Source organism: Helicobacter valdiviensis (assembly GCF_003245365.1).
Classification (GTDB): Bacteria; Campylobacterota; Campylobacteria; order Campylobacterales; family Helicobacteraceae; genus Helicobacter_D; species Helicobacter_D valdiviensis.
On record NZ_NBIU01000002.1, the window covers coordinates 1 to 26830 of the forward strand.

The window sequence follows — 26830 nt, forward strand, 5'->3', positions numbered from 1 at the left end:
CTTCAGATGTTTTATCCGATACATTTTGCATAGAAGAGCTTATCTCTTCAATAGCAGCTGCTGATTGTTGGAGTGAGCTTGCTTGAGTTTGTGAACCACTTGTTAGCTTTTCCATAGAGATTTTTAATTCTTCACTTTGTTTAGCTAGATCTTGTGCAAAGCTTGCTGATGCTCTAAGCATTGCTTTGATTTCTTCTCCTAGAGTGTTAGTAGTAAGTTCTACTTCTCCTTTTGCATCTTTAATCTCGATACTAAAGTCTAGATTTTTATAAGAATCAAAGACTTTAGTGATTTCATTCATATTAGAACCTACTTTAGATTCTAAAGTGCTAAGCATATTATTAAGAACATTTTTTAATTCTACTAATTGAGGATTAGCAGGATTTTCTATAATTCTTGCACTTAAGTCTCCTTCTTCTATGGCTTTAGCGGTTTGAACAGATTGGGTAACTGCTTTTAAGTCTTGTTCTAATCCTATTTTAGTTTTTTCAATGTTTGCATTAATTACTTTAGCCATAATGCCAAATTCATCATTGCTTGTTACACTAATAGGCTTAGGAGCATTTTTGCTTTCATGGTTTAGGTAGGAGAAGAAACCTGATAAGCCATTTTGGATAGAGGAGAGGGGTTTTAATTTGGTATTGATGATGATTTTAATCAAAACAAGTGAGATAATGATGGCGATTACCCCTACAATCATTTGTTTGATAAAAATACTATTTATCGTATCTGTATAAACATTTTCATTGATGATGGTGCACATAAAAAATTGTGTATCTTGTGGAATTTTACATAATATAGCTTTATTAATGCCCTCATCATCTGACACTATAAAGGGTTTTTGAATATTTGCTTTATTGTTAGAGCTTAAGTCTTTATAGGCATTGATAATATTTTTTGAAAGAGTGGTTTGGGTTAGCATTTTTTCTGTAATATCGTGGAATAAGATAGTTCCATCTTTAGATAAAACGCTTGTGTTGCCATCTCTTGATCTACCCATGCTTAAAACATCTGAAGAGAACTTAGATAAATCATAATTTCCGCCCACTGCTCCTATAAATTTACCATTTACAATAATGGGATAAGAATAAGACATAGAAGGGGCTTTAAGGCTTGGTGCTATGTAGGGATCGGATGTAGAAACTTTATTAGGAAAGGCTTTAGCATCTTTATACCACGATCTACTTCTTGGATCATATCCATCTTGTGGCATTTGATGGTTACCATTGGAACGAATCATCGCACCGTTTTCTTCTAGTCCTATATACATTAGGGCAAAATTGCTAGATTGTGCTTGTGTTCTTAAAAGAGAGTGCAATTCTTCTAAAGAGCGATTTGGATTTTTTGCTATTTCATCCGCTATGGCTTTTATGCTTTCTTGATTAGCTTTGTGGTAGTGTGTGAAAAATTTCAATACATCATCCACAGTTTTATTTTGCACCTCTCCTATTAGCTCATAAGCATTATTTTTGGATTGCAAATAACTATATACACTTACAACTATTAAAGTTAAGGCTATAAATAAACATACAATTAACGCCAAACTATTTGATAAACTCTTTGTTTTATACATTTATCTCCTTTTAATAAAATTTAAGAAAATTGTTATGGGTAAATAATAATCTTTTAAGATTGTTATTCATAAAAAGTGTATTTTTGTGCTAATTGTTTTTAGCAAGTGGAATTTTATAAAAATAAACTTATAGAATATTTAAGTTTTATTTAATAATCATTTATTATGATTTATACTATTATCATATTTTTAAAAGCTTTATAAAGTATTTATTTAGATTTTACAAAGGGGCAGATTTGTATAAAAAATGTAAAATTTAAGGGATATTTTTGCTTGCTTGTTTAAAATTATTTTTCAAATTATTTTTATAATAAAAGGTAAAAAAATGAGTAAAAGAACATTGTTGATTAAAGATGATGTAATAGGTGAGAGGAGTGAGCTTGGGAGCAAATTGATTTTAGGATTTTTATCCACTTTGAAATCTTGTTCTACTTATCCAAAATCTATTTTTTTGCTTAATCGTGGAGTTTTGCTGGCGACTAGCAATCAAGATTCTATTGAAATTTTAAAAGATTTGGAAAAATTAGGGATTAAAATTTATTCTTGTCAAACTTGTCTGGAGAGTTTTGGGGTTTTGGAAAATCTGCAAGTAGGTAAAGTAGGGAATGCAAAAGATACTTTAGAAGCACTTTTAGAATCTGGCAATGCCATTAGCCTTTAGGCATTTTGGCTTGCAAGATTTTTGGCTAATTCTTTAGAAGATTTTAAATCTACTTTTCCGCTACCTAAAACAGGTATTGCCTCTACCTTATAATAATCGCTAGGCTTTTTTAAAGGAGCCATATTGCTTTTTTTGATAGCTTCTAGAGTTTGGTTGTAAATTTCATCACTTTTGGTTTCTATAAGAAGGACGATTTTTTCACCCTTTTTGCTATCTTCTAATGAAGTGGCACAGAATTTTATTTCATTGCTAAAGTTATAAGGTTTTAGAATGGTTGCAATTTCTTCTTCTACGCTTGAGAGACTTATCATCTCACCACCAATTTTTGCAAAACGCGAATATCTATCTGTAATATGTAAAAATCCATTAATGTCTAGGTAACCTTTATCCCCACTCTTATACCATCTGATACCATCTAGCATTACAATGACTTCTTGGGTTTTGGCTTCATCATTTAGATAGCCCACCATTACTTGGTGTCCACCTATTAAAATCAATCCTTGCTCTCCTGCTTCCAGCTCTTTTAGTGTATCATAATCTACAATTCTCACTGCAGTTCCAGGGAGTGGCATACCCACACTTCCTTCTTTGCTGGCTTTATGCACTTGCCAATACACAGGATCAAAGGCATCAGGAAGATTTACACTAGCAACTGGAGTAGTTTCGGTAGCTCCATAACCCTCATAAATAGGTTTATTGAATTTAAGCATAAAGTTTTCTTTGACTTCATTTTTTAATTTTTCAGCACCTGCTACTACAATTCTTATGCTTTCAAACATTACTCTATCAATCTTTGGATTTCTTGCATAAATTCCTAGTAAAGTAGAGGTGGCACACATAATGGTAACTCTATTTTGTGCAATGGCTTTTGCTACGCCTATGCAGTCAGTAGGATCTGCATGGGTGATACATTGCATATTTTCTAAAATTGGCATAAAAGTCGTAACTGTAAGTCCAAAGGCGTGGAAAGGTGGCAATGAACCCAAAATGCAATCATCATTTTTTGCATGTAAAACATCTGCAATTTGATAAATATTACTCATAATATTAAGATGGCTTAGCATAACGCCTTTTGGTTTGCCCTCGCTTCCACTGCTAAATAAAATTGCACATACAGAGGTATTTGGCTCTTTTTTGGTAAAAAGCATTTTTAAAATACAAGCAGGTAAAAATGAAAGGATAAAGTGTGTAATCAGGCTTATTTTGTTGGCTTGAATTTCTTGGATAAAATCTTCTATAAAATGCAATTCTACTCCGCTAAAATTAAACTGCACCCCTTTGTTTTCTAGTTTTTGCATAAAGCGTTTTGAGGTGTAGATATGGTTAATATTTGCAGATTCTATGGCAGCACTTATTGCGTTGCTATCGGCAGTGAAGTTTAAATTTACCACGACTTTAGAAGCAAGCAAACCTGCAAAATTACAAAGGACACTTGCTAAAGTTGCAGGAAGCATTATCCCTATACAATCTTTTTTAAGTGTGCAAGAATTTTGTTCTTTTGCTAGAGGCTTAAAAGAGAGTGTTTTGATTTTGTTAGCAAGCATTAAAGAAACTACCAAGAGTTTTCTATAAGTAATACTGCCACTTTGTGTGTCAATGAGTGCAATATCGTTTCCACCGCGTTTAGCACTATCAATAAACGCATTTGCTAAAGTTTGTGAAGAAGAGCATTGATGTTCCCATGCTTTAAAGCCCATTTCAAAAACTTTTGCTTTTACTTTGTCTTTGTGAGAGTGTAAAGGCATAGGGGCTCCAAAAGCAATGCTTACTTCGCGTTTTGTGAAACTTTTTTTGCGTTCTCTAAATTGCTCATTGCTACGCGAGAAGATACTTCCCCACATACCGCGTATGTAAAAGGGTAGGATAAGGGCTTTGTCTTCTTCTACCCCTTCTGCAATTTTTTCAAATCCGCTTTTAAATTCATTAAGATGTCCATGACGGCTTAAAACACCTTCGGGAAAAAGACATACAACATCGCCATTTCTTAAATGGTTTTGGATTTTTTCTATTGCCCCACGACTTGCAAGAGAAGATACGGGAATTACGCCAAAAAAATCTAAAAAGATTTTGATATACCATTTAGAATAAATGCTTCTTTCCATAACAAAATGCACTTTTTTAGGAAGTGCCATTTGCACAATCGCCCAATCAATAAAAGAAATATGATTGCCAAGCAAAAGCAATCCACCTTTTTGTGGGATATTATTAAACCCTTCTACTATGAGTTTGTAGCGTTGCAATAATGCCATAGAAACAAGCACTCTAACAAGTGAAAAAGGCATGGTTTTTATCATATAAAGCATTGCAATAAAGCTAAAGAAGGCACTTAAATACACAAGATAAATCACTTCTAGCTTATAAAAGCCAAAAAGTGTAGCAATGGCTAAAGAGATTAGCATTCCGATATTTTGGATAAAATTATTCCCAGCGATTGTAACTCCAAGTTCCTTATCATCGGTATGAAACTGCATAAGTGCATTAAGTGGAACGATATAGAGTGCACCTCCTAAACCAAAAAGGAAAAACATAATTCCCACAACAAAAGGCGAACTAAAGAAACTAAAACTAAAAAGCACCAAAAACATAATGCAAGCACCAAGAGGAATAAGCCCTGTTTCAATATAGTTTTTAGAATAACTTCCAGCAATAAAAGAACCTACTATAATCCCTAATCCAGAACATGCAATAATGGCATTAACATAGCCAGTATTGCTAAGGAGCAAGACATTTTTAGCATATACGGGGAAAATGTTTGTTACTAGCTGTGCAATTGCCCAAAATACTGCAATAAATAGCACAGACATTAAAACCATTTTGTGTTTGGAGATGGTTTTTAGATTTTGTGTGAGTAATCCCCCGCTAAGATATTTAGCTTTATTAAAAACTGCATTAGTTTTAGTTTGGAGGGTTGGGAGCTTGAAGCTTAAAAGAAATTCTATGAAAGAAAAGACGCACAATAAGCCTCCTAGCCAAAACATATCTTGCACGATTTTATTAGGATCGGTTAGATTTTGGTAGCTGTGTTCAAACAATAAGGAGAAAACAATCATTCCACAAAGCATAGAAATAATCGCAGTTGCTTGAATAATACCATTTCCTAAAGTTAGATTTTCTTTGCCTACCAATTCTTTAATATAGCCATATTTTGCAGGGGAATAAATGGCAGCTTGCACTCCCATTAAGAAAGTCATATAAAAAGCACCCCAAAAAAAGCCAATATAATAGAAAAATGCAATAATACCTAGTAGAACGATATTAACAAAAGCACCTAGTTTTAAAATTTGATTTTTGGGAAATTTATCGCTTAAAAATCCAGAAGGAGATAAAAGCAGGACAAAAGGTAAAATTACAAGCACATTTGCTAAAGAATTATAAATCAAATGTTCGCTTTGAGAAAAGGATTTATAAATTACATTTAGCATAAGCACTTTATGCCCAAGATCAATAAATGCGTTGATAAAAGTTACTATTAAAAAAGGTAAAAAACCAGTTATTTGTGAAACTTTTTGCATTAAGACTCCTTTATGTTGCAAAAAGTAAATTATAGCAAAAAATGCTAACTAAATAATATATCAATTTTAATGATGAAATAAAATAGATTGAATGTGTGGCAAAGATAAAGTTTATTTTTTTTAAAAAGTCATAAAGTGCTAGAAGCTTTGTAAATAATATTGTTGAAAAATAATGAAAGTTTTAATTGCTGTAGAGGTGTATGCTTTTATAACTCTGCATAAAATAGGCAAGTTTGGCATACTTGCATTTTATGCATTTATTGATTGAAAATATAAAATTCTAAAAAATTTCATAAAGTGAATTGGCTTGTGCCATCCATTTTTCTAATGCTTCCCAGTCTTCTTGTTCTATAAGCTCTTTTGCAACTTTTAATTCCTTTTCAAAAAAATCTAAAGATTTTAATAGTTCTGTTTTGTTTTGTTTGGAAATATCGCTCCACATTCTAGGAGAGCTTTTAGCAATCCTTACCATACTCTTAAAACCTCCTCCAGCAAGTGCTAGAATATCTTTTGGGTTTTTTTGTGAAAGCACAGTGTTTGCAAGTGCGTAGCTAATGATATGTGGAAGGTGGCTAATAAAAGCCGCATGGACATCATGAGATTTTGAATCCATTTTGATAATATTCATCTTTAAGGCTACAAAGATTTCTTTTGTCATAGCTACTTGGAATTCTCCGCTTTGATCTAAGTCAGTTAAAACTACAATATGATGAGGTAAAAGTTCTTTAAAAGCAGCCTTGGGGCCAAAATTTTCTGTTCCGCTCATAGGGTGAGCACAAATGAAATTTTTTCTGATTTCTTTTGGGATACTTTGTGAAATAAGATATTTTGTGCTTCCTAAATCAATAATAGTTGTGTGGTTGGAAACTCCTTTTAGTTGAGGTAAAAGCTCTAAAATAGCCTCTACGGGAGTGGCTAGGAAAATTACATCGCATTCTTTAATTTCTTCTAAATTTGCCCCTTCATCTACCAAACCTAAAGAGAGAGCTTGTTGGAGATGGATTTCATTTAAATCTAAACCCAATATTTTTTTAAACATTCCTATTTCTTTAAGTGCTAACCCTAAACTACCGCCAATTAAACCAAGTCCAATAATACCTGCTTGCATTTTTACCCTTTTTTAGAAAATTTTTAAAAATTATATTAATATTTAGCTTTAGTTTTGTTAGCTTTAATCTCTAAAAGTGTATAATTAAAAAATTTTTTTATTTCTATAATCCCTAAAGAAGGCTTAAAAAGAATGAGATTTTTGTCAAAAGTATTGTTGTCATCTGTAATTTTTGGTGCGTATTTAGAGGGGTTAGCGGCTGCTCCCTTACCTGTTATTAAAGAAGTGCGTTATGAGGGGTTGAATTATATTTCTCCTTTGATTGCTAATGAGATAGCAAAGATTAAAACTGGAGAAGCTATTGATATAAGACAAGTTAATCAAGCCATTTTAGACTTTTACCAACAAGGTTATTTTAAAGACATTTGGGTATTAGAGGATAATGGGGTTTTAACATTTCATTTTATTGAAAAGCCTGTTATTGCAAGTTTGGTAATTAGTGGGTATGGTGCGGGCAAAGATCAAGAAGTTCTTGATAAGGAAGTTGGGCTTAAAAAAGGGGATGTTTATGATGAGATGAAAGTAAATGAAGCCAAAAAGCGTATTATGAACTTACTAGAAACTAAAGGCTATTATGATACTATCATTGAAACTAAAACCGAAGAAATAGGCCCAAATGCCCTAAAGCTTACTTTAGAAGTTAATCAAGGCGAAGAGATTATTATAAGAAAAGCAAATTATTATGGAAGAGAGAATTTAAAAGTTTCTAGAATTGAAGCTTTCACCGCCAATAAAGAGAGAGAATTTTTAGGTTGGATGTGGGGATTTAATAGCGGAAAGCTTCAAATTGCTGAAATTGAAACTGATTCTCTTAGAATTCAAGATTTATATATGCAAAAAGGTTATTTGGACGCAAAAGTAAGCAAACCTTTTTTGCGAACAGATTTTACAACTTATAATGCTGAGCTTGATTATTATATTGAAGAGGGTCAGTCTTATAAAGTAATGGGTGTGGATATTGTTTTAGAAGAGCCAGTGATTGATGAAAAAGAATTGTATGATCTTGTAAAATCTAAAGACAATAAAACTTTTAATATTAATACAATGCGAAAAGATGCAGAAAGTATTAAATTTAAGATTGGGGATTTGGGATATGCTTTTGCTAAAGTTACGCCTGATTTAGATAAAAATACTGAAGATTCCACAGTAAGAATTATCTATTATGTCCAGCCAGGTAAAAAAGTGAAAATCAATGATGTGATTATTTCTGGAAACTCTAAAACTTTAGATAGAGTAATTAGAAGAAATGTGCTTTTAGCCCCTGGTGATCAATATGAGATGAGTAAGATTCCGCGTTCTAAAAATGCTATTATGCGTTCGGGTGGATTTGATAGTGTGGATATACAAGAAAGAAGGGTAGATGAAGAGAAAGTAGATTTGCTTGTAAATGTAAAAGAGGCTAAAACAGGTGAATTTACTTTTGGTGTAGGTTATGGAAGCTATGATGGAATTATGGGGAGTGCTTCTATTAAAGATAGAAACATTTTTGGAACAGGTTTAACTTCAGGACTTTATTTTGATAAAAGTGAGGTTTCTACTTCATACCGCTTAAACCTCTATAATCCTGCGGTGCTTGATAGTGATTATAGTCTTTCTACAGATATTTATCAAACCGATTATGTAGATTATGATTATAGAGAGATTACAACAGGTTTCAGTATTGTAGGAGGTAGAAGAATTACTGATACACTAGAGGCAAATATTGGTTATACTTGGCAACAATCTGAACTTTCTGAATTTACAAATCCTATTTATTCTCAATATTATTTAGGACAGTATTCTAAGTCTTCTATTATTCCAGGGCTTTATTTTGACAATACAGATTCTTATTATTTCCCTAAAAATGGTTGGAAAGCAAGTGCTAGTGTGGAATATGCAGGTGTAGGTGGTGATGCAAAGTTCCTAAAATACTTTGGAACACTTTATTATTTTAAATCTTTAGAAGATTATATGGATATTGATTTGGTGTTTAGATTCCGTTCTAAACTTGGACTTTTGCAAGATAATGGATATTTGCCAATTAATGAGAAGTTTTATTTAGGGGGTGTGAGTTCTATTAGAGGTTATCAAACTGATTCAATTACTCCGCGTGATAAAAGGGGAGCAAGAATTGGTGGTAAGCAAACTTCTTATACTACAATAGAGCTTAGTTATGGGCTTTTTGAAACGGTTCCTATGCGTGTTAGTGCGTTCTATGACTATGGACTTTTGGGGGAAAATGATATTACACAAATCCAAAGAAGTTCTGTGGGCGTTGCATTAGAGTGGATTTCTCCTATTGGGGCTATTACTTTTATTATTCCTAAAGCCTTAAATAGTAAGCCAGGTGATGATACTTCATCGTTTGAATTTACAATGGGACAGAGATTTTAAGATGAAAAAAGATAGAGCGGTTGTAGATATTAAACTTCCTCGTGTGAGTAGTGAGGAAATTTTAGATTTAATGCAAAATGCTTCTTTAAAGGAGCTAGGAGAGAGGGCTTTTAAGATTAAGCAAAAGCTTCATCCAGATAATCTTACAACTTTTGTAGTAGATAGGAATATTAATTATACCAATATTTGCTGGGTGGATTGTAAGTTTTGTGCTTTTAAAAGAAGAGTAAATGAAGAGGGAACTTATATTTTAAGTTTTGAAGAAATTGATAAAAAGATTGAAGAGCTTTTAAGTATTGGTGGCACGCAAATCCTCTTCCAAGGTGGTGTGCATCCAAGCTTAAAAATTGAATGGTATGAGGATTTAGTAAGCCATATTGCTAAAAAATATCCCCAAATTACAATCCATGGTTTTTCTGCTATTGAAATTAATTATATTGCTAAAATTTCTAAGATTTCCATTCAAGAAGTTTTAAGCCGTCTTCAAAAATGTGGACTTTCTTCAATACCGGGAGCAGGTGCGGAGATTTTAAGCGATAGTGTGCGTGATGTGATTGCGCCTAAGAAACTAGATAGCGATGAATGGATTGAGGTTCATAGAGAGGCTCATAAACTAGGTATCAAAAGCACAGCTACGATGATGTTTGGGAGTGTAGAGAGCGATAGAGATATTGTAGAGCATTGGGAGAGAATTAGAAATCTACAAGATATTACAAATGGCTTTAGAGCGTTTATTTTGTGGAGTTTTCAGCCTGCCTTTACGCCTTTACAAAAAGAAATGCCTCACTTACATAAAGCTTCTTCAAATCGCTATTTGAGGCTTTTAGCGTGCAGTAGAATCTTTTTGGATAACTTTCAAAATATTCAAAGCAGTTGGGTAACACAAGGTTCTTATATTGGACAGCTTGCTTTGCTTTTTGGTGCAAATGATTTGGGAAGCACGATGATGGAAGAAAATGTCGTAGCAGCAGCAGGAGCTAGAAACTCTATGAATGAAAAAGAGATGATAAATTTAATCAAAGATATTGGAGAAATACCTGCTAAGCGGAATACTGCTTATGATATTTTGGAGCGTTTTTAATGAAAAAATTTCTTTTAATGTTTTTATGTTTTGGAGGAATGTTAATGGCGACACAATTAAAGCATATACAAATAAATGGAGTAAATATCCCCGTAATTTATGAAAAACAAAGTAATCTGCCTTTATTTCATTTGCAGATTATTTTTAAAGGAGCAGGTGGAGTAAGCAATGCAAAAAGCTATGGATTATCCGATGTTACTAGCTCACTTTTAAATGAGGGCACTAAAAAGTTAGGCGTTACAAAGTTTGCTAATCAATTAGAGCAAAAAGCACTCAATCTAAGTGTAGAAAGTGGATTTGAAACCATGAGTTTTATTTTAAGTGGAATGTCTTATGAATATAAAAGTGGTATGCTTTATTTAAAAGAGCTTATGCAAGATCCTAATTTTACACAAAATGCACTTTCTAAAGTTAAGGAGAATTCTTTAATTTCTATTTTGGAGAAAGAAAACGATTTTGATTATCAAGCAAGCCGAGCTTTAAGCACAATGCTTTTTAAAGGTTCTGCTTTAGAATTTCCTATGAGTGGGACAAAGGAGAGTATCCAAAAGATTTCTTTAGAAGAGGTGCAAAAATTTTATAAAAACCATATCCAACTAAAATCAGCTATTATTGTAGCAGGGGGTGATTTAGAGTTTGAAGAGCTAGAAAAATCTATTAAAGAGGTTCTTGGTGAGATTTCTAGCGGTAAGGAAGTGGAGATTGCACCTATTAGGGTGAGTGAGGATAAAGGGCAAAAAAGACAGTTAAAAGAAACAAAGCAAGCTTATATCTATTTTGGAGCACCTTTTTATGTAAAAGATTTACAAAAGGAAAGTGCTAAAGCTAAAGTAGCTTCTTTTGTGCTTGGTGGAGGTGGCTTTGGCAGTCGCATTATGGAAGAGATTCGCGTAAAAAGAGGCTTAGCATATTCTGCTAATATGCGTTTAATTCCTGGAAAAACTCTTTCTTATGCAATGGGTTATTTACAAACAAGCCTTAAAAATGAAAAAGAAGCACAAAAAATTGTTCAAGAAGTTGTGAATGAGTTTTTACAAAATGGTATCACACAAAAAGAACTAGATGAAGCTAAAGCTTATCTTTTAGGAAGCGAACCTTTAAGAAATGAAACCCTCTCACAAAGATTGAATGCAAGTTTTAACAATTATTATAAAAATCTTCCTTTGGAGTTTGATTCTAAAGTTTTAGAAGAGATTAAGGCACTAAGCCTAGAGGAAGTGAATAATTACATTAAAGAACACAAAGAAATTGGAAATTTAACCTTTTCTATTATAAGTGCAGATTGATTTGAAATTGCAAGAACAATTACAAAAAATAGACTGCAAGAGTCTTTTTGAATTTGTGCTTGCCTATACCCCAAAAGATTATACTAATAGTATTTTAAGTGATGAATTGGTGCCTAATACTCAAGTGGTTGTAGAGGTGGAGGTGCTAAGATTTAATTCTTTTAGGGTTGCAAAAGTTTTGGTGGATTTACCTTTTTTTAATCAAGAAGCAGAGCTTGTAATTTTTAATGCCAAACCCTACCATAAGGCTATTTTTAAAGAGGGTGAGAGATTAATTATAAGCGGAAAATTACAAAAAAATGCTGGATTTTTGAGTATTTTGCAACCCAAAGTATTAAAAGAAAGTGGAAGTATTGTGCCAAATTTTAACACCAAGGGTGCAAAAACTTTGATGTTAAGAAATATGGTGTCTAATTTTACTTTAGAGGATTTCTTGGAGGCTTATCCAGAAATTAAGAGGGTTTTTTTAGAAGGGATTTTAGAAATTTTTTGTCCTACTTTAGAGTTTTATAAACGCTATTTGCAAAGTGGAGGTTTTCCTAAAAAGAATTTAGAAGCCTTAAAGTTTGTGGAAGTGTATGAATATATGCGAAAGCTCCGCATTAAAAAAAGAGAGTTTCAAAGTATTAGTGCTTTAAAGGGTGAAATAGATTCTTGGATAGATTCTCTACCCTTTACACTCACTAAAGGACAGCAAGAAGCAATTTATGATATTCAAAAATCTCTAAATAGCAATAAGGCTGCTAGGCGTGTAATTGTAGGTGATGTAGGTTGTGGGAAAACTATGGTGATTTTTGCCTCTGTGATGATGGCATACCCTAAAAAAAGTGTGCTTATGGCACCTACTTCTATTTTAGCTAAACAAATCTATGAAGAAAGTAAGAAATTTTTACCTTCTAAACTTAGGGTTGCACTTTTTATGCAAAATGCTAAAGTAGGGGATTTGGAACATAGCGATTTTATCATAGGCACTCATGCACTTTTATATGAAGAAAGTCTTAAAGATTGTGAGCTTGTGATGATTGATGAGCAACACCGCTTTGGAACAGCACAAAGAAATAGCTTAGAGAGAATGTTTGAAAAAGAAAGTAAAAGACCACATATTTTGCAATTTTCTGCAACACCCATTCCTAGAACTTTTGCAATGATTGAATCTAATTTTTTGGATTTTAGCTTTATTTTAGATTTGCCTTTTAAAAAGAATATAAAATCAAGCGTAATCCATAAAAGCGATTTTAAAGCACTTTTATCCCATATTCAAAGAGAAATTTCCCTAGAGCATCAAATTATTATCGTATATCCCTTGGTAGAAGAAAGTGAGAATTTAAACTATGTATCGCTAAAAGAGGGGGAGGAGTTTTGGAAGAAGCATTTTAGCGGAGTTTATGTTACACATGGAAAAGATAAGCAAAAAGAAAGCATTTTAGAAGAATTTAGGGATAAGGGAAATATTTTACTTGCTACAACTGTGATTGAGGTTGGGATTTCTCTACCTAGACTTTCTACTATTGTGATTGTAGGGGCTGAACGGCTAGGGCTTGCTACATTGCACCAATTAAGAGGTAGGGTTAGTCGTAATGGTTTAGAGGGATATTGTTTTTTATACACAAACACTCAAAACAATGAGCGTTTAAATCGCTTTGTGGAAGTGCAAAATGGATTTGAGATTGCAAAAATGGATTTGGAATTTAGAAGTGGTGGGGATCTCTTAAGCGGAGAGCAACAAAGTGGAAAGCAATTTAAATGGGTTAGTTTGGCAAAAGATGAGGAGATTATTAAAGAAGCTAAAATGGCTCTAGGGTGATAAAATATCTAATAAATAGCTAAAAACTATATTATAAGATTTTATCGCAAGTTTATATTAATTGTGTAAATCAATCTAATTATCGCTCAAAATTAGAAAGTAGCCAAAACCAAAAATAGACAATCTAAAAATTAGGCAAGGAAGTAGCTAAGAGAGCTTTTGCCAAATTTTTTGGTTTTAAAATGTGTAAAAGAACCTATTTCTTTGGGTAAATTTAAACTAGAGATATGCTCTAGTATGATGATTTTAAAGATTTTAGTATCAAGATTTTTAATGACATCAAAGCATTTTTCATAAATATCTTGCATATTTTGGCGAATATCAAAGGGGGGATCAAAATATCCTATTGTATCTCCTTGAAGTTCTTTGAGTGCATTTGAATAAAAAGAAAAAGTATCCCCAAAAACGATTTTATATTCATTTTTTTGGCATAAGCTTTCTAAATTTTCTTCTAAAATCTTGCAAGATTCTTTATGTTTTTCAAAAAATATGCAATATTTTGCACCCCTGCTAAGTGCTTCTATACCAATGCTTCCACTTCCTGCAAAAAATTCTACAAAATTTATATCTACTATTTCGCTAGCTAGAGTGTTAAAAAGAGATTCTTTTAAAATGGATTTGCTAGATCTTGTTATGTTAATGGGAGCCATTTTAAGGCTTCTTCCTTTAAATTTACCAGAAATAATTTTTAAACTAGGCTTTTTATCCATTTTAATATCCATATTTTAAAAGAATTTCTTTAAGCTCACAAGAGAAACGAGCAAAAAGTCTATCAATTTCTTGTTCTAAATCTTGATTAAGCAAGGGTTTTGCAGAGCTTTGTGTGGTTTGCGGAGGGAAATTGGGTAAATCTAGGGTTGCACTATTTAAGTTGGTTTCTCTAATTTTATTTTGCTCTTTATTTTCTTCTTGTGTTTGTATGGTTTGTGTAGAATTTAGGGTTTGCCCTTCAAGATTAGCTAAATAAAAGGCTTGTAGTTTTTGCAAAAGCAATTCTTTAGTAAAAGGCTTCTTTAAATGTGCTTCTTCATAATCTCCTATAAGAAAAATAGGCTTATTAGCTTCCATTGGTTTAGTTGTTACGATAAAATCACAGAGTTTATAGCTTGTAAGATAGTCTTTAAGGTAGATTTCTAAACTTCTATTTAAAAGTTGTGAGTCGCTAATTAGTGCAATTTTCATATTTTCTCCTTAGAAGCTAACAAGTTCTCTATCGCGTTTTGTAAAGGTAGCGCATTTACTAAAACCGATGCTTTTAGCTAATTCTTCTAATTCTTGTCTTTTAAAGCCGATATGGCTTATAGAATGTGCATCGCTACTAAAAGTTATGGGTATATCAAGTTCATAGCACATTTGCAAGATTTCAAGGCTAGGGTATTGTTCTTTTACTTCTTTTCTAAATCCTGAAGCATTGATTTCTACTACCATATTTGCTTTTTTGATTTCTTTGAGAGTTTTTTCGCATAAGCTTCTTAAGTCTTTTGTGGGACGATGGTTGAAAACTTTTAATAAATCCATATGAGCCACAATATCAAAAAGTCCGCTTTTAGCAAGTGCGATTGTGGCTTCAAAATACTGTTCCCAACATACATTAATATCGCGTTTTGCATATTCTTTGATAAATTCTGGATTATCAAATCCCCAATTATCTAAAAAATGCACAGCACCGATTGTATAGTCTAAATCCAAATCAAAAAGACTTTTATCAAGGTATTTTGGAAGATAGTCAATTTCTAATGCAGCTTTAAGAGTGATTTTGTCTTTATATTTTTCTTGCAGTCTTTTTATTTCTTGCAAATATCCATCAATTTGGTTTTTTTGCATACGGTATTCTTTATCAAATTCCATAGGATTGTGGCAGGAGAAACCAAAAACATCTATATTTTTTTCAATGGCTTTTAGCACATATTCTTCCATTGTCCCTTCTGCGTGGTTACAAAGTGAAGTGTGGTTGTGTAAATCTACTCTCATTCTCTCTCCATTAGTTCATTTGTTTTTCCATTTCTTTAACGATATGTAGATTTAAAACAGGCTTATCAAACACTGCTACATAAAAAATCGCATCAAAAATTTTAATATCCAAAACAAAACCTTCCACTTTGACTTCACGCTTTTTGGTGTCTTCTTGTAAAGTTTGAGCTCTAAACTCTACTTCATTGCCTAACTCAATGGGGGCTAAGAATTTTACTTCTGCACCAATAATAATTGCATGGGGGTGATTAACAGCCAAAAGTGCAGAATAAGCTGCACTAGAAAAGAGGTTTCCTGAATGAATAAGCCCATTTTTATCTGTAATCATTTTAGAGTTTGTGGATAATAGCACATTGCTTTTGCCATATTTTAATTCTTGAATGCTTCCATTATGCGGATCAATGCTTTTGCAGACTTTTTGGGTAATGTCTTCATTATCTATTTTGGTTAAAAATTCTTCTTCGCTTTCAAATTCTTCTTCCATATTTAGCCTAGTCTTGAAATTTTAGCAAAATTATAACACATTAAAATTTTGCTTCTATTTAAGAGCTTAACAGAATTTTTTATTCTTTTTAAGTATAATGTGCTAAATAAATAAACATTATAGGAAGAGCATTTGAAAATTATATTTTTGTCCCATACAGATATGAATCTTTATCGTTTTAGACTTCCGGTTATGGAAGCTTTAGTGCAAGAGGGGCATGAAGTAGTGGCTATGGTGCCAAGAGGAGAATTTTTTGAGCGTTTTTTAGAGCATAAAATCACTCCTTTAGAATATGAAATTAATAGAGGGAGTTTAAATCCTTTTAGAGAGCTTAAAACGCTTTTAAATATTGCAAAAATTTTAAAAAAAGAAAAGCCAGATATTTTACATACCTTTATGTTAAAACCAAATATTTATGGCTCTATTGCTTCTAAAATTGCAAAAGTAGAAAATGTGATTAATAGTGTTACAGGACTTGGAAGTTTTTATATTAAAGAGGGCTTTAAAACAAAGCTTTTTGCGGCATTTTTAGAGTTTTTGAATAAAATTGCCTTTTGTAAGGCTAAAAAAATACTTTTTCAAAATGAAGATGATTTAAATCTTTATGTAAATAAAGGATTGTTGCCTAAAAATAAAGCGGTTTTGATAAGAGGTTCAGGTATTAATACGCAAATTTTTAATCCCTTAAATCATCAAGAAAAAGAAGAGTTTAGAAAAAAAATGGGTATAAAAGAGGAACAATTCGTCGTTCTTATGGTGGCTAGAGCTATCATTCATAAGGGAGTGGAGGAGTATTATAAGGCGGCTTTAGAGGTTTGTGAAATTTTAAAAGAAAAGGTGGTTTTTTTATTTGTGGGAGGGATTGATAAGGGTAACATTGCTCCTATTAGTGAAGATTTTTTAAAAGAAAACAAACAAGTAAAATGGTTAGGAGAGAGAGGGGACATTAGAGAGCTTATGGGGATTTGTGATGTATTTGTATTGCCTAGTTATCGTGAGGGAATACCACGCACACTTTTAGAGGCTTGTAGTATGCAAAAGGCGATTGTTACAACAAATGCTATAGGTTGTAAAGAAGTAGTAAGCGAGGGAGAAAATGGCTTTTTAGTGCCTATAAAGGATAATAAAATCTTGGCACAAAGAATTTTAGAGCTTTTAAATAATGAGGCTTTAAGAGAGCGTTTTGCAAAAAGAAGTAGAGAGAGAGTGTGTGAGGAATTTAGCGTAGATTTTGTTGTAAGAGAATATTTAAAAATGTATCAAGAGGTGATGAATAATGTATAAAAACTTTTTTAAACCACTTATGGATAGGGCTTTTGCACTTTTTTTAATTCTTATGTTTTCTCCCATTATTTTAATAGTTGCTTTGATGATTAGGGTTAAACTTGGTTCTCCCATAGTCTTTACACAAGAGCGTCCTGGACTGAATGGAAAAATTTTCAAGATTTATAAATTCCGCACGATGAGTGATGAGCGAGATGAAAAAGGGGAGTTAATGCCAGATGAGGTGCGTTTGAAGGGGTTTGGTAAAATGGTGCGGAAAACTAGCCTTGATGAACTACCACAGCTTTTTAATGTTTTAAAAGGAGAAATGAGCTTTGTAGGACCTAGACCGCTTTTAGTAGAGTATTTGCCACTTTATACAAAGGAGCAAAATAGACGCCATGAGGTGCGTCCGGGGATTACTGGGTGGGCACAGGTAAATGGTAGAAATACAATCTCTTGGGAAGAGAAGTTTAAATTAGATGTGTATTATGTAGATCATCTTAGTTTTATGCTAGATTTTAAAATACTTTGTTTGACAGTTGAAAAAGTAATCAATAGAAAGGATATTAATTCTAAAACAAGTGTAACTATGGAGAAATTTCAAGGCACAAAAGAAACTTAATGTGCCTCATAAAGCATATATTGGAAGCGGTTAGCTATAATTTGTGCTCTTTGTAAGATTTGTGAGGCAATTTCTTTTGTATAGATTGATAGCAAACTTTCTTCAAAAAGTTGAAGCCAAGTTGCAAAAAACTCTCTAGGAAAAGGGGGTAAGTCAAGATGTGCTTTTAGAGGTTGTCCGTTATAATCCCCCTCTCCAAGTAACATTCCTTGCCAAAAGTTGCCTATTTTATCCTTATGGGCTTCCCATTCTACATCGCTTGTGCCTATTTTTTGGTTAAAAATATCTCCAAGTCCGCTTTTATCAAATCTAATTTTTGCATAGAAAATATCCATAAGTTCTTTTAACGATTCTTTAGTAATTGTGGTATGCATTTTTATCCTTTTGTTTTTTGTAATCCTATCTAAAATTTGGGAGCAAAAAATTAACTTTTGGTAAAAATTTTTCATTTAAGCATTCTCTAATGGGGGGAGGGTAGAATACTTCCTTATTTAACAAAAAAAGGAGAAAAATGACAGAAAACAAAAAAAAGTTGCTTTTAGACTCTCTTAAAAAATACGAGAATTCAAAGGAGTATGAGCATTATAGGGAGCAAGAAAATGTTGTGGTAAATCTTTTTAAAACGCATCCAAAAAATGATGATTTTGAAAAAGTGCTTTTAAAAGTTTGTGTTTTAAACAGTTTTTATAGCACGAATTTAAAAGGAAAAGTGCTAAGTCAAGTCGCAAAGCACATCGTGAAATTAAACATTGACACAAGACTAGAAAAAGGTGATACAAGTGTGGTTGAAGATGTGGCAAATTTCACAGATGATGAAGGTAAAAAAACTTATATATACTCTTTTGCAAGTAAATACTGCTTTCATCATAACAATGATGCTTTTGTAATCTATGATCAATTTGTCGGGGAAAGTTTGAAATATTTTAACTGTGATGATGAAACGAAAAAAAGAATTTACCATTCCAAAATACTTTCAAAAAAGTTTTTGAAAAAGTATGAGAATTTGCTAGAAGCCATTGCGGCGTTTAGGAAATTTTATACTTTAACGCAAAACAATAGAGATGTAGATCATATGCTTTGGGTGTATGGTAGAGAGAATTTAAATAAATAAAAGGAGGGTAAAGGGAAAAATAAAAAATTAAAATTAAAAGGGAAGACTGATGAAAAATAAAATTAAAAAGGTAATTTGTGTTGCTTCTGTGTTATGTGTTTCAATATTAAGTGCAGAAAGTTGGGATGAATTTATTATTGATAATGCCCCAAGCAAGAAAAGAGAAGCAAAAACTGCTAATCAAGAAAAGTTAAAAGATGGTGTTCATAGTTTTAAACTCTCAAATCAAACTTATAAATTTGAGGTAAAAAACGGATTAATTCTTAGAGCTCAATGCCCTAACAATTCAATAATTAAAGTGTCAAGTTCATGGCAAGAATCTTCTGTAACGCAAGCTTTTAAGATTTATGTTCAACAAGAATGCATGGTTAGTGGCTGGTAAAATTAAGGCAGAAATTCTGCCTTAATTTTTTAAGCTCTATTTTTAGATTTAAGATAAAATATTTTTTATTGCAATATCCTCTTCTATCCCCTTTTGAGGTTATTCTTCAATTACGCAAATCTCTTTATTCTTGATGGCTATGATTGTGCGTATTCCTACAATTAATACAGCAAAAGTAGTAAGAATAATCCCAAAAATTCCAAAAAGAGAATAGAATAAACTATGTTGAATGCTATAAAGCTCCAAGGCACAAAGGCTAAAAGCAGCAAGAGGGAAGGTAAAAGCCCACCAAGAAAGCGCAAATTTTAACTTTGTAAAAATTCTTAGCATAACAAGCATTAAAAGAAAAAAGAAAATCCCAATACTAAAGCTAAATGAAGCAATAAGATAGAGGCTTTGCTCTTCTAAATAGGGTTTAAAAAGCATTAAAATATCTAAGCCAAAAATACTAGGTGGAGCGATGAAAATAAAAAGAGTGGGTGTGAATTTTTGGGGTAAATTTTCTCCAAAGATAAGGCGAAAAAGAAGTGCAGCATTTAAAATAATCCAAAAAAAGCTTCCCATTCCTAAATAAAACATTAAAAATTCTAAGGGTATCAAAGGGCTAATGGTATTTAAATTTGCTCCTGCTAGAGGCACAATGAGATTTCCAACAATAGGAATAAACCATGCTGGGCTTGCCATTTTTTGATCCATTGCATTAATAAACCAATATTGCACCACATAAAGACTAAAAAGAATTTGTAAAATTGCACCTATATAAAAAAGACTAAGAGAGATACTAGAAGCAAACATTTTTAAACCAAGCATTTGAATAATAAGAATAGATACTGAAACTGCCGCAAAAAAGTTAATTCTAACAGGGTGGGAGATTTCTTTTAAAAAAGCTTTGGGATAAAGAGAGATTTTAGCAATATAAAGCACTAAAACAAAAAGTAACAATGCAATGCTAAAAAATGTCAAAAGGTTAGCTAATGTATCTAAATTAGAGAGTTGAAAAACTTTTATGGCTTTGTGAGTAAGGAGGGATAGCCCACCAATCCCCATTACAGAGGCAAAAAACATAATAGGAAATAAAGAAAGCCAAGGTTTTTTTGCTATCTCATTCATAAATTTTCCTTTAAAAGAGATTTTAAAAGGAAGTATAATGCACTTTAAAATAACTTAGCGTGATAAAATCACTCTAATAGAGCAAGTAAAGCTTCTTTGTTTAGAATCTTGATTTTGCCTTTTTGGGTGCTAATATAGCCTTTACTTTTGAAATTTTTTAGAATGCGGGAAAGTGCTTCTTGTGAAGTATTGAGAGAAATTGCTATGGATTTTTGTGTAAGAGTTTCTAAAGAATTTTCTTTGTTTATAATAAAACTTGCCAAGCGATTTTCAAGTTTTTGAGAATTTTTTATAATGATTTCTTCTAGAATTTTAATTTTATTAAAAAGGGAAGCAATCAAAAGGAGGTTAAAATTATGATCGTTTTTTAAAAGAGTTTTAAATTCTTTTAATCCAAGCTCTACAATCTCACATTCGCTCACACATTCACAGCTAGCAGGGTAGGGAAGAGAAAGAAAAGTTGGCATTTCTGCTATGAGAGAAGGGGGAGAGAATTTGTGGAGTGTAATTTCTTTTTGTGTGTTTTTGTAAATTCTTAAATCGCCACTTATGAGGATAAAGAGCTTTTTAGGAAGTTCGCCTTCAAAAAATACAATTTTCCCTTTGGAATAATGCTTTTTGCAACCTTTTTGGCATAAAATTTCTAAATAATTTGTTTGCATTTTTTATCTTTTTAACATAAATCAATTTTTTTATTTTAGCATTTTTATAAAATTCTCGCCATAAAAATTTATTTTGAATAAGGAAAATTTATGTTAGATAATCAAACAATAGAGATTATAAAAAGCACAGTTCCAGCTTTAAAAACTTATGGAGAAGACATTACAAAAGTCTTTTATAGAGAGTTATTTGGGCGTTATCCACAAGTGCAAGATATGTTTGATATGGAAAAACAAAAAAATGGCAAACAACCTAAAGCATTGGCATTAGCTGTATTAAATGCAGCAATGAATATTGAAAATTTGGAAAATATTAGGAAGTCTGTAGAAAAAATAGGCAAAACACATGTAGAACTTAATGTAAAAAAAGAGCATTATCCACTTGTAGGAGAATGTCTTTTGGTAGCCATTCAAGAAGTTTTAGGAGAGGCTGCTAGCCCAGAAGTTATAGAAGCGTGGGGGAAAGCTTATGGAGCGATTGCAGATTTTTATATTGCTATTGAGGAAAAGATGTATCAAGCACAATAGCTTCCAAAAAGATTTAAAGTCTTTTTGGAAAAATTTCTCCAAAAATATACAAAAAATTCCTATAGATTTTACATAAACTTATCTTTTTATTAAAGCAAATATCTAAAAGAGAGAGCTTAGCATATTAAAAAGTAATTATTTGTATAATAAGGTTAGTTTTATAAAAAGGATAAGCATGCAACAAATGATTTATTTAGCTGGTGGCTGTTTTTGGGGTATCCAAGGCTATTTTGATTTGTTGGCAGGCAGTTTAAGAACCAGAGTTGGCTATGCAAATTCTAAAGTTTATGCACCTAATTATGAGATGGTTTGTTCAGGGGAAAGTGGAGCTGTAGAGGCACTAGAGCTTATTTATGATGCAGGGGTGTTACCATTAGAAAAGATTTTAAAACATTTTTTTAAAATTATTGATCCATGTGCATTGAATTTTCAAGGAAATGATTATGGCACGCAATATAGAAGTGGAATTTATGTAAAAAATTCACAAGAATTACCTTTTATACAAGAGTATGTAAAAGCTTTACAGCAAAATTATAGCAGACCTATTGTTACTGAAATAAAAGAGCTTGAAAATTTCTTTGAAGCAGAGGAATACCATCAAAAATATCTTGCTAAAAATCCTTTAGGCTATTGCCACATTGATTTAACCAAAGCTTATCATGATGAAGAGATAAGCCCAGAATTTAGAGTGCGGGGGGGGGGGGTTAAAAATTAAGTTTTACAAGCTCCCTAGGCACTTTTAAAACTACTTTTTTTACAAGCTCACTTTCCTTGATTTGGATACCGCCTGCATGGACATCGCTTTCTTCAAAAACTGCTAAATTTCCTCTAAAAAGCAAGAGAGTGGAACAATAAGGTGTAGGATAATATTCTTGTAAATCTTTTTGGGGATTATAAGGAGTTTTGATTTTGCAAAGTTCCTTAGGAGCTACAAAAAAAGCTTCCCTACCTTCGCAAACCATTTGAAAATCTACCATTTCTTGATGGCTTTCATAGAAGGCTTTTTGTGGTTCCTTGGTAAAATAGCATTGTGGAATAGCTTTAATACCAAAACCTATTTCTTCTTCGTAGTTTTGGTTAGCTTCTAGTTTGGAGAGTTTCATAAAACGCTCACTCTCTTCATCTAACAGCTCATAAAGATAATAAAATACCGCCTTTAAAGCTTCACTTTTTTGAAATTTTTTCCCAATTTCTTCTAAGTATCCTAAAAACATTCAAAAATTCCTAAAAATTTCTTAAGCCTGTAAGTAGCCACTGATCTTCGTTTTCTCTTTTAAGTTCTACAATGCAGCCTTTGCCAACTTTCAATCTTAAATTGCTATTTGCACAAATATAGCTTACAAAATCACTAATAGAGGGTTCATGTCCTACTACTACTAGAGTTTGCCAATCTTCTTCAATCTCATCTTTATGTTTTAAATAACCCTCTAGCCCAACTTCAGGATTGAGATGTGGGCTTAAAAAGAAAGTGCTTTCTTCTTGTAATTTAGCAATGTATTTTGCAGTATCACATGCCCTTAATGCCAAAGAAGATATGATAGCATCTACTTTTGGATATTTTTTGCGAATGTATTTGGCTATTTTTTTGGCTTGTTTTTCACCTTTTTTTGTTAGAGGACGCTTTAAGTCATCCTCTAAATATTTTTCTCTATCTTCTGCTTGTGCATGTCTTACTAAAATAAGTTTCATAACCCCCTCCTTTTTTAAATTTTTTTAATGATATTGATGACAAGATTAGCACTTTGTTTTGCAGAGTGTTCTAAAAACTCTTCATAGCTAATGAGTGCTTCATCTCCTGCATTATCAGAGATTGCACGGATAATACATAAAGGCACATTTAAATTAGCACAAACTACAGCAACACTTGCACCCTCCATTTCAATAGCATCTGCATTAAATTCTTTTTTGATCCAATCTTTTCTTTCTTTATTGTTAATGAATTGATCTCCAGTTGCAATCACACCTTCATATAAGGGAATTTCTTGCTCTTTTGCAACGATTTTGGCAATATTATTTAAAGAAATATCTGTAGGGATAAAAACACTGCTTCCAGAAATAAATCCATAAGGATGTCCAAAAGCGGTAATATCTACATCATGTTGGCATAATTGTGTTCCAAGCACTAAAGAGCCTACTTTATAATTTGGATTTACCCCGCCTGCTACGCCATTAAAGATGATTTTTTCACATCCAAAATGTAAAGCCATACAAGAAGCCGTAAGGCTTGAGAAAACTTTTCCAATGCGACTACAAGCAATAATAAGGGTTTTATTTTCTAGCTCCACTTTATAAAAAGTATTGCCTCCAAAAGGGATTGTTGTATAGCTTTTATAATGCTCTAAAAGAGGTGCAATTTCCTCTTGCATAGCTCCCATAATACCAATTGTCATTAAAAATCCTTTTGTAAAAATTCTTGTATTTCCTCATAAGTCTGCAAAGAAAGGGTTTCTTTTTGGCTAAGGCGTTTGTTTAGTCCTTTTAACACATTGCCACCACATTCAATAAAATGCGAAATTTCTCCATCATTTGCACGGATAGATTGTTTATAAAGCACAGGATTTGTAAGTTGTTTAGAGAGAAGCTCTAAAGCTTCGCTTTTTCTTTCATAGGGTTTTGCACTCACATTAGAAATTACAGGGAAGATAAATTCATCCTTTAGCATTTGAGAAAGTAGAATGTGAAAATCTTCGCACATATTTTCCAAAATTGGACAATGGCTTGCCACAGACATAGGCAACATTAAAGCTCTCTTAGCACCCAGTCCTTTAAGCTCTACTTCTAAGATTTCTAAGTCTTCTTTGCTGCCTCCTAAAACCATTTGCCCATCACCATTATAGTTAGCGCACCATACTTTTAAGCCCATACTGCGTTTTTTATCACAAAATTCTTCTAGCACAGAATCTTCTAAGCCTAACACCACCATCATTCCAGCTTCTTGATTTTTACAGGTTTCTTCCATTAGGATACCTCTTTTATTAACAAGTAAGATGGCCTCATCAAAGGAGATTGCATTTGCAGCACATAAAGCGCTAAATTCTCCTAAAGAATGTCCTAATGAAAATTTTACCTTCCCTATAATTTTAGGAATGATTAAAGAATATACCGCATAGCTTACAAGCAAAATCGCAGGTTGCGTGTATTGTGTTAAGTTTAATTTGGGATTTTCACTAAAACAAAGCTTTGTCATATCTTCTTTTAAAAGATCGCTAGTTTTTTCAAATAATTCTTTAACTTCTTTACTATTATCATATAAATCTTTTCCCATACCAATACTTTGGCTACCTTGACCGGGGAAAATTACTGCAAAACTCATAAATCTCCTTCTTTTTTACATACTTTTTTTGGCACTTACACCTAGAAGTTCTAGCCCTAAATGGATAGAATGTGCAACTACTAAAAGTGCTTTTAAAATTTGTTTTTCATTGCGTGAATTTAAGATTTTTTCTTCATTATAGAAATGGTGGAATTCTCCTGCAAGATTGCGTAAAAACTCTACAACTTTTTGAGGGGAGCGAGAAGCAAAGGAATCTTCTAATACCTTTTCTAATCCTAAAGCTAGAACAAGTAAATCTCTTAAATTTTCTTTCATCTCTTTTAATGGAGTGCTTAAAATCTCTTCTTTGCTAAAAGAGGTTTTGGATAAGAGAGTGTGGATTCTAGCGTGGGCGTAATTGATGTAATATACAGGATTGCTAGAATCTTGTTTCTTTAAATCTTCAACATCAAATTCTAAATGTGTGTCTGCTTTTTTGCTTAGAAAAATAAGACGCAAGGCATCTGCACCCACATCATCCACTACATCTTTCATAAGAATAAAATTCCCCGCTCTTTTGCTCATTTTGTAAGCTTCACCACCTTTAAGCAAAGCTACCATTTGTGAGAGTAAAATCTCTAGTTTTTTGCTATCAAAGCCTAAAAATTCTAAAGCCGCTTTTACTCTAGCGATATATCCATGGTGATCTGCACCCCAAATATTAATATAATAGTCAAAATTTCGCTGAAATTTGTGGTTGTGATAGATAATATCTCCTGCTAAATAAGTGGGTTCTCCATTTTCTCTTACAATTACCCTATCTTTTTCATCGCCAAATTCACTGGATTTTATCCATAATTTACCTTCATTTTCATAAGTTCCACCACCCTTTTTTAATGCTTCATAGGTAGATTCCCAAGAAGAATAAAGCTCTTTTTCGCTTACATAAGAATCAAAAGTAATTCCTACTTGTGCAAGATTGTTTTGGATTTCTAGAAGCATTTTATTTTTGCCAAAAATGCTTAATTTTTCTATATTTTCATTGGAAGCAAAGCAATCTTTTCCTAGTTCTTCATAAGCCACTTTAGCAAGATCAAAAATATATTCTCCTTGATAACAATCTTGAGGTAAGTTTTTATCTTCATTAAAATACAGATGGCGTCCTGCATAATAAATAGATTTGCCTAGATTGGAAATTTGCACTCCCGCATCGTTAATATAATATTCTGTGGAGATTTCATAACCTAGATATTTTCCAATCCTTGCGATACTATCACCTAAAATTGCACCTCTAGCATGTCCAATATGTAAAGGACCAGTTGGATTAGCACTGACATACTCTAATAAGATTTTGCCTTTATGGGAGGAACTTTTTGTTTTTGCTTCCAAAAAATCTTTAGAACATTTTTCTAAAAATTCATCTTGAATGAAAAAATTGACATACCCACCCACAACATTAATATTCGTAATTTCTGTAAGACTTTCTAGTTGAATTGCAAAATCTTTTGCAATCTCTTGGGGAGATTTTTTGAGTGCTTTTGCAAAAGTGAAAGTTGGTAATGCAAAATGCCCAAATTTTTTATCTTTTGGGCGTTCTAAAATACATTCAAAACCTAAGGTTTTGTTTAGTAAATCCTTGATAGCTTGATACATTGATTAAACTTTTGTGGTTGTATTTGTAGTATCTTGTGCGGTTGTTTCTTTTTTGTCTTGTTCAATTTTAGTGTTGCTTGCACTTGCTTCTTCTTCATCTTCTTTGATGGCTTTTTTGAAGTTTTTAATTCCAGAGCCCAAGCCTTTGGCTAAATCAGGTATTTTTTTAGCTCCAAAAAGAACTACAATAATGAGTAAAACGATTAATAATTGTTGCACACTTGGCATCTTAAATCCTTAAAAAAATAATAAAAGTTGTTTATTATAACATAAATCGCTGATAATTTTCATAGACCTTGCTTTGCTTTATAAATAATATGCAAAATTATGTGCAAAATAAGTAAATTTACAATAAAAAATGTCTTTTTAAAATAAATTATGATTTATTTAAGT

General features: G+C 32.3%; 27 protein-coding genes. 11 read left to right on the plus strand and 16 right to left on the minus strand.

From position 1 onward, the window contains the following. Nucleotides 1–1573 (minus strand): methyl-accepting chemotaxis protein (locus tag B6S12_RS11635; protein ID WP_111228929.1); only part of this gene is annotated, 1573 nt, incomplete at its 3' end. Nucleotides 1574–1898: 325 nt separating this feature from the next. On the opposite strand from B6S12_RS11635, the gene yedF reads away from it, so the two are divergent. After that, nucleotides 1899–2234 carry a sulfurtransferase-like selenium metabolism protein YedF gene (gene yedF / locus B6S12_RS00825; RefSeq protein WP_111228930.1) on the plus strand — a complete coding sequence of 112 codons (336 nt, stop codon included), beginning with the start codon at nucleotides 1899–1901 and terminating at the stop codon, nucleotides 2232–2234. Here the strand turns inward: yedF and B6S12_RS00830 are convergent. After that, nucleotides 2231–5746: an acyl-[ACP]--phospholipid O-acyltransferase gene (locus B6S12_RS00830; protein WP_111228931.1), complete on the minus strand. Its 3516-nt coding sequence runs from the start codon at nucleotides 5744–5746 to the stop codon at nucleotides 2231–2233. The two genes, yedF and B6S12_RS00830, sit on opposite strands and share 4 nt — an antisense overlap. A gap of 280 nt (nucleotides 5747–6026) precedes the next feature. Then, a complete protein-coding gene (locus B6S12_RS00835; protein WP_111228932.1) occupies nucleotides 6027–6854 on the minus strand; it encodes a prephenate dehydrogenase in 828 nt (275 codons plus the stop codon). Between the two features lie 132 nt (nucleotides 6855–6986). On the opposite strand from B6S12_RS00835, the gene bamA reads away from it, so the two are divergent. Genes bamA through recG form a run of 4 tightly spaced genes read left to right on the plus strand, consistent with a single transcriptional unit; the run spans nucleotide 6987 to nucleotide 13398 of the window. Beyond that, nucleotides 6987–9227 carry an outer membrane protein assembly factor BamA gene (bamA, locus tag B6S12_RS00840; protein ID WP_111228933.1) on the plus strand — a complete coding sequence of 747 codons (2241 nt, stop codon included), beginning with the start codon at nucleotides 6987–6989 and terminating at the stop codon, nucleotides 9225–9227. Further along, entirely contained in the window at nucleotides 9199–10308 is a 1110-nt protein-coding gene (locus tag B6S12_RS00845; RefSeq protein WP_425454648.1) for a dehypoxanthine futalosine cyclase, read from the plus strand. The genes bamA and B6S12_RS00845 overlap by 29 nt, the downstream gene beginning before the upstream one ends. 44 nt (nucleotides 10309–10352) lie before the next feature. Then, complete coding sequence (locus B6S12_RS00850) at nucleotides 10353–11594, plus strand: M16 family metallopeptidase (RefSeq protein WP_111229064.1); 1242 nt, start codon at nucleotides 10353–10355, stop codon at nucleotides 11592–11594. Continuing rightward, a complete protein-coding gene (gene recG / locus B6S12_RS00855) occupies nucleotides 11584–13398 on the plus strand; it encodes an ATP-dependent DNA helicase RecG (protein WP_245892455.1) in 1815 nt (604 codons plus the stop codon). The genes B6S12_RS00850 and recG overlap by 11 nt, the downstream gene beginning before the upstream one ends. Nucleotides 13399–13529: 131 nt before the next feature. Here recG and rsmD read toward each other — a convergent pair whose 3' ends face one another. From rsmD to B6S12_RS00875, 4 genes are read right to left on the minus strand one after another with little or no spacing between them, the layout of a single operon-like run. Continuing rightward, nucleotides 13530–14108: a 16S rRNA (guanine(966)-N(2))-methyltransferase RsmD gene (gene rsmD, locus B6S12_RS00860; RefSeq protein ID WP_111228935.1), complete on the minus strand. Its 579-nt coding sequence runs from the start codon at nucleotides 14106–14108 to the stop codon at nucleotides 13530–13532. 1 nt (nucleotide 14109) lies between these two features. Continuing rightward, on the minus strand, nucleotides 14110–14580 hold the full coding sequence (locus B6S12_RS00865; RefSeq protein WP_111228936.1) for a hypothetical protein: 471 nt from the start codon (nucleotides 14578–14580) through the stop codon (nucleotides 14110–14112). Between the two features lie 9 nt (nucleotides 14581–14589). Further along, complete coding sequence (locus B6S12_RS00870; RefSeq protein ID WP_111228937.1) at nucleotides 14590–15369, minus strand: histidinol-phosphatase; 780 nt, start codon at nucleotides 15367–15369, stop codon at nucleotides 14590–14592. Between the two features lie 10 nt (nucleotides 15370–15379). After that, entirely contained in the window at nucleotides 15380–15853 is a 474-nt protein-coding gene (locus tag B6S12_RS00875; protein ID WP_111228938.1) for a hypothetical protein, read from the minus strand. A 132-nt stretch (nucleotides 15854–15985) separates the two neighbouring features. Between B6S12_RS00875 and B6S12_RS00880 the strand changes: the two genes are divergently transcribed. Then, nucleotides 15986–17137, plus strand: coding sequence for a glycosyltransferase family 4 protein (locus tag B6S12_RS00880; RefSeq protein WP_111228939.1), 1152 nt, complete (start codon nucleotides 15986–15988; stop codon nucleotides 17135–17137). Then, the gene (locus B6S12_RS00885) at nucleotides 17130–17741 is read left to right on the plus strand and encodes a sugar transferase (RefSeq protein WP_111228940.1); all 612 of its coding nucleotides are present in this window, start codon (nucleotides 17130–17132) and stop codon (nucleotides 17739–17741) included. The genes B6S12_RS00880 and B6S12_RS00885 overlap by 8 nt, the downstream gene beginning before the upstream one ends. Here the strand turns inward: B6S12_RS00885 and B6S12_RS00890 are convergent. Continuing rightward, complete coding sequence (locus B6S12_RS00890) at nucleotides 17738–18115, minus strand: group III truncated hemoglobin (protein WP_111229066.1); 378 nt, start codon at nucleotides 18113–18115, stop codon at nucleotides 17738–17740. The two genes, B6S12_RS00885 and B6S12_RS00890, sit on opposite strands and share 4 nt — an antisense overlap. Before the next feature lie 137 nt (nucleotides 18116–18252). On the opposite strand from B6S12_RS00890, the gene B6S12_RS00895 reads away from it, so the two are divergent. Both B6S12_RS00895 and B6S12_RS00900 read left to right on the plus strand, forming a co-directional pair. Continuing rightward, nucleotides 18253–18852, plus strand: coding sequence for a hypothetical protein (locus B6S12_RS00895; RefSeq protein ID WP_111228941.1), 600 nt, complete (start codon nucleotides 18253–18255; stop codon nucleotides 18850–18852). A 49-nt stretch (nucleotides 18853–18901) separates the two neighbouring features. Next, the gene (locus tag B6S12_RS00900) at nucleotides 18902–19234 is read left to right on the plus strand and encodes a hypothetical protein (protein WP_111228942.1); all 333 of its coding nucleotides are present in this window, start codon (nucleotides 18902–18904) and stop codon (nucleotides 19232–19234) included. 99 nt (nucleotides 19235–19333) lie between these two features. Here the strand turns inward: B6S12_RS00900 and B6S12_RS00905 are convergent, their stop codons facing one another. Continuing rightward, on the minus strand, nucleotides 19334–20344 hold the full coding sequence (locus B6S12_RS00905; RefSeq protein WP_245892456.1) for an SLAC1 anion channel family protein: 1011 nt from the start codon (nucleotides 20342–20344) through the stop codon (nucleotides 19334–19336). Between the two features lie 68 nt (nucleotides 20345–20412). After that, complete coding sequence (locus B6S12_RS00910) at nucleotides 20413–21006, minus strand: Crp/Fnr family transcriptional regulator (protein ID WP_111228943.1); 594 nt, start codon at nucleotides 21004–21006, stop codon at nucleotides 20413–20415. A 90-nt stretch (nucleotides 21007–21096) separates the two neighbouring features. Between B6S12_RS00910 and B6S12_RS00915 the strand changes: the two genes are divergently transcribed. Both B6S12_RS00915 and msrA read left to right on the plus strand, forming a co-directional pair. Continuing rightward, nucleotides 21097–21531, plus strand: coding sequence for a globin domain-containing protein (locus B6S12_RS00915; protein WP_111228944.1), 435 nt, complete (start codon nucleotides 21097–21099; stop codon nucleotides 21529–21531). 175 nt (nucleotides 21532–21706) lie between these two features. Next, nucleotides 21707–22246: a peptide-methionine (S)-S-oxide reductase MsrA gene (msrA, locus tag B6S12_RS00920; RefSeq protein WP_111228945.1), complete on the plus strand. Its 540-nt coding sequence runs from the start codon at nucleotides 21707–21709 to the stop codon at nucleotides 22244–22246. Here msrA and B6S12_RS00925 read toward each other — a convergent pair. Genes B6S12_RS00925 through B6S12_RS00950 form a run of 6 tightly spaced genes read right to left on the minus strand, consistent with a single transcriptional unit; the run spans nucleotide 22236 to nucleotide 26665 of the window. Then, a complete protein-coding gene (locus B6S12_RS00925) occupies nucleotides 22236–22745 on the minus strand; it encodes a YhcH/YjgK/YiaL family protein (protein WP_111228946.1) in 510 nt (169 codons plus the stop codon). The genes msrA and B6S12_RS00925 overlap by 11 nt on opposite strands. 10 nt (nucleotides 22746–22755) lie before the next feature. Further along, the gene (locus B6S12_RS00930; protein ID WP_111228947.1) at nucleotides 22756–23220 is read right to left on the minus strand and encodes a SixA phosphatase family protein; all 465 of its coding nucleotides are present in this window, start codon (nucleotides 23218–23220) and stop codon (nucleotides 22756–22758) included. A gap of 14 nt (nucleotides 23221–23234) precedes the next feature. Beyond that, a complete protein-coding gene (locus B6S12_RS00935) occupies nucleotides 23235–23921 on the minus strand; it encodes a 5'-methylthioadenosine/adenosylhomocysteine nucleosidase (RefSeq protein WP_111228948.1) in 687 nt (228 codons plus the stop codon). Beyond that, nucleotides 23921–24844: an ACP S-malonyltransferase gene (gene fabD / locus B6S12_RS00940; protein ID WP_111228949.1), complete on the minus strand. Its 924-nt coding sequence runs from the start codon at nucleotides 24842–24844 to the stop codon at nucleotides 23921–23923. Before fabD ends, B6S12_RS00935 begins: the two co-directional genes overlap by 1 nt. A gap of 15 nt (nucleotides 24845–24859) precedes the next feature. Beyond that, complete coding sequence (argS, locus tag B6S12_RS00945) at nucleotides 24860–26437, minus strand: arginine--tRNA ligase (RefSeq protein ID WP_111228950.1); 1578 nt, start codon at nucleotides 26435–26437, stop codon at nucleotides 24860–24862. Nucleotides 26438–26440: 3 nt separating this feature from the next. After that, on the minus strand, nucleotides 26441–26665 hold the full coding sequence (locus B6S12_RS00950; RefSeq protein WP_111228951.1) for a twin-arginine translocase TatA/TatE family subunit: 225 nt from the start codon (nucleotides 26663–26665) through the stop codon (nucleotides 26441–26443). Between the last annotated feature and the right edge of the window lie 165 nt (nucleotides 26666–26830).

Bases quoted from the DNA above. Each gene is read 5' to 3' on its own strand.
- yedF (WP_111228930.1), top strand. From the start codon at position 1,899: ATGAGTAAAAGAACATTGTTGATTAAAGATGATGTAATAGGTGAGAGG.
- B6S12_RS00830 (WP_111228931.1), bottom strand. From the start codon at position 5,746: ATGCAAAAAGTTTCACAAATAACTGGTTTTTTACCTTTTTTAATAGTA.
- B6S12_RS00835 (WP_111228932.1), bottom strand. From the start codon at position 6,854: ATGCAAGCAGGTATTATTGGACTTGGTTTAATTGGCGGTAGTTTAGGG.
- bamA (WP_111228933.1), top strand. From the start codon at position 6,987: ATGAGATTTTTGTCAAAAGTATTGTTGTCATCTGTAATTTTTGGTGCG.
- B6S12_RS00850 (WP_111229064.1), top strand. From the start codon at position 10,353: ATGGCGACACAATTAAAGCATATACAAATAAATGGAGTAAATATCCCC.
- rsmD (WP_111228935.1), bottom strand. From the start codon at position 14,108: ATGGATAAAAAGCCTAGTTTAAAAATTATTTCTGGTAAATTTAAAGGA.
- B6S12_RS00865 (WP_111228936.1), bottom strand. From the start codon at position 14,580: ATGAAAATTGCACTAATTAGCGACTCACAACTTTTAAATAGAAGTTTA.
- B6S12_RS00870 (WP_111228937.1), bottom strand. From the start codon at position 15,369: ATGAGAGTAGATTTACACAACCACACTTCACTTTGTAACCACGCAGAA.
- B6S12_RS00875 (WP_111228938.1), bottom strand. From the start codon at position 15,853: ATGGAAGAAGAATTTGAAAGCGAAGAAGAATTTTTAACCAAAATAGAT.
- B6S12_RS00885 (WP_111228940.1), top strand. From the start codon at position 17,130: ATGTATAAAAACTTTTTTAAACCACTTATGGATAGGGCTTTTGCACTT.
- B6S12_RS00890 (WP_111229066.1), bottom strand. From the start codon at position 18,115: ATGCATACCACAATTACTAAAGAATCGTTAAAAGAACTTATGGATATT.
- B6S12_RS00895 (WP_111228941.1), top strand. From the start codon at position 18,253: ATGACAGAAAACAAAAAAAAGTTGCTTTTAGACTCTCTTAAAAAATAC.
- B6S12_RS00900 (WP_111228942.1), top strand. From the start codon at position 18,902: ATGAAAAATAAAATTAAAAAGGTAATTTGTGTTGCTTCTGTGTTATGT.
- B6S12_RS00905 (WP_245892456.1), bottom strand. From the start codon at position 20,344: ATGAATGAGATAGCAAAAAAACCTTGGCTTTCTTTATTTCCTATTATG.
- B6S12_RS00910 (WP_111228943.1), bottom strand. From the start codon at position 21,006: ATGCAAACAAATTATTTAGAAATTTTATGCCAAAAAGGTTGCAAAAAG.
- B6S12_RS00915 (WP_111228944.1), top strand. From the start codon at position 21,097: ATGTTAGATAATCAAACAATAGAGATTATAAAAAGCACAGTTCCAGCT.
- msrA (WP_111228945.1), top strand. From the start codon at position 21,707: ATGCAACAAATGATTTATTTAGCTGGTGGCTGTTTTTGGGGTATCCAA.
- B6S12_RS00925 (WP_111228946.1), bottom strand. From the start codon at position 22,745: ATGTTTTTAGGATACTTAGAAGAAATTGGGAAAAAATTTCAAAAAAGT.
- B6S12_RS00930 (WP_111228947.1), bottom strand. From the start codon at position 23,220: ATGAAACTTATTTTAGTAAGACATGCACAAGCAGAAGATAGAGAAAAA.
- B6S12_RS00935 (WP_111228948.1), bottom strand. From the start codon at position 23,921: ATGACAATTGGTATTATGGGAGCTATGCAAGAGGAAATTGCACCTCTT.
- fabD (WP_111228949.1), bottom strand. From the start codon at position 24,844: ATGAGTTTTGCAGTAATTTTCCCCGGTCAAGGTAGCCAAAGTATTGGT.
- argS (WP_111228950.1), bottom strand. From the start codon at position 26,437: ATGTATCAAGCTATCAAGGATTTACTAAACAAAACCTTAGGTTTTGAA.
- B6S12_RS00950 (WP_111228951.1), bottom strand. From the start codon at position 26,665: ATGCCAAGTGTGCAACAATTATTAATCGTTTTACTCATTATTGTAGTT.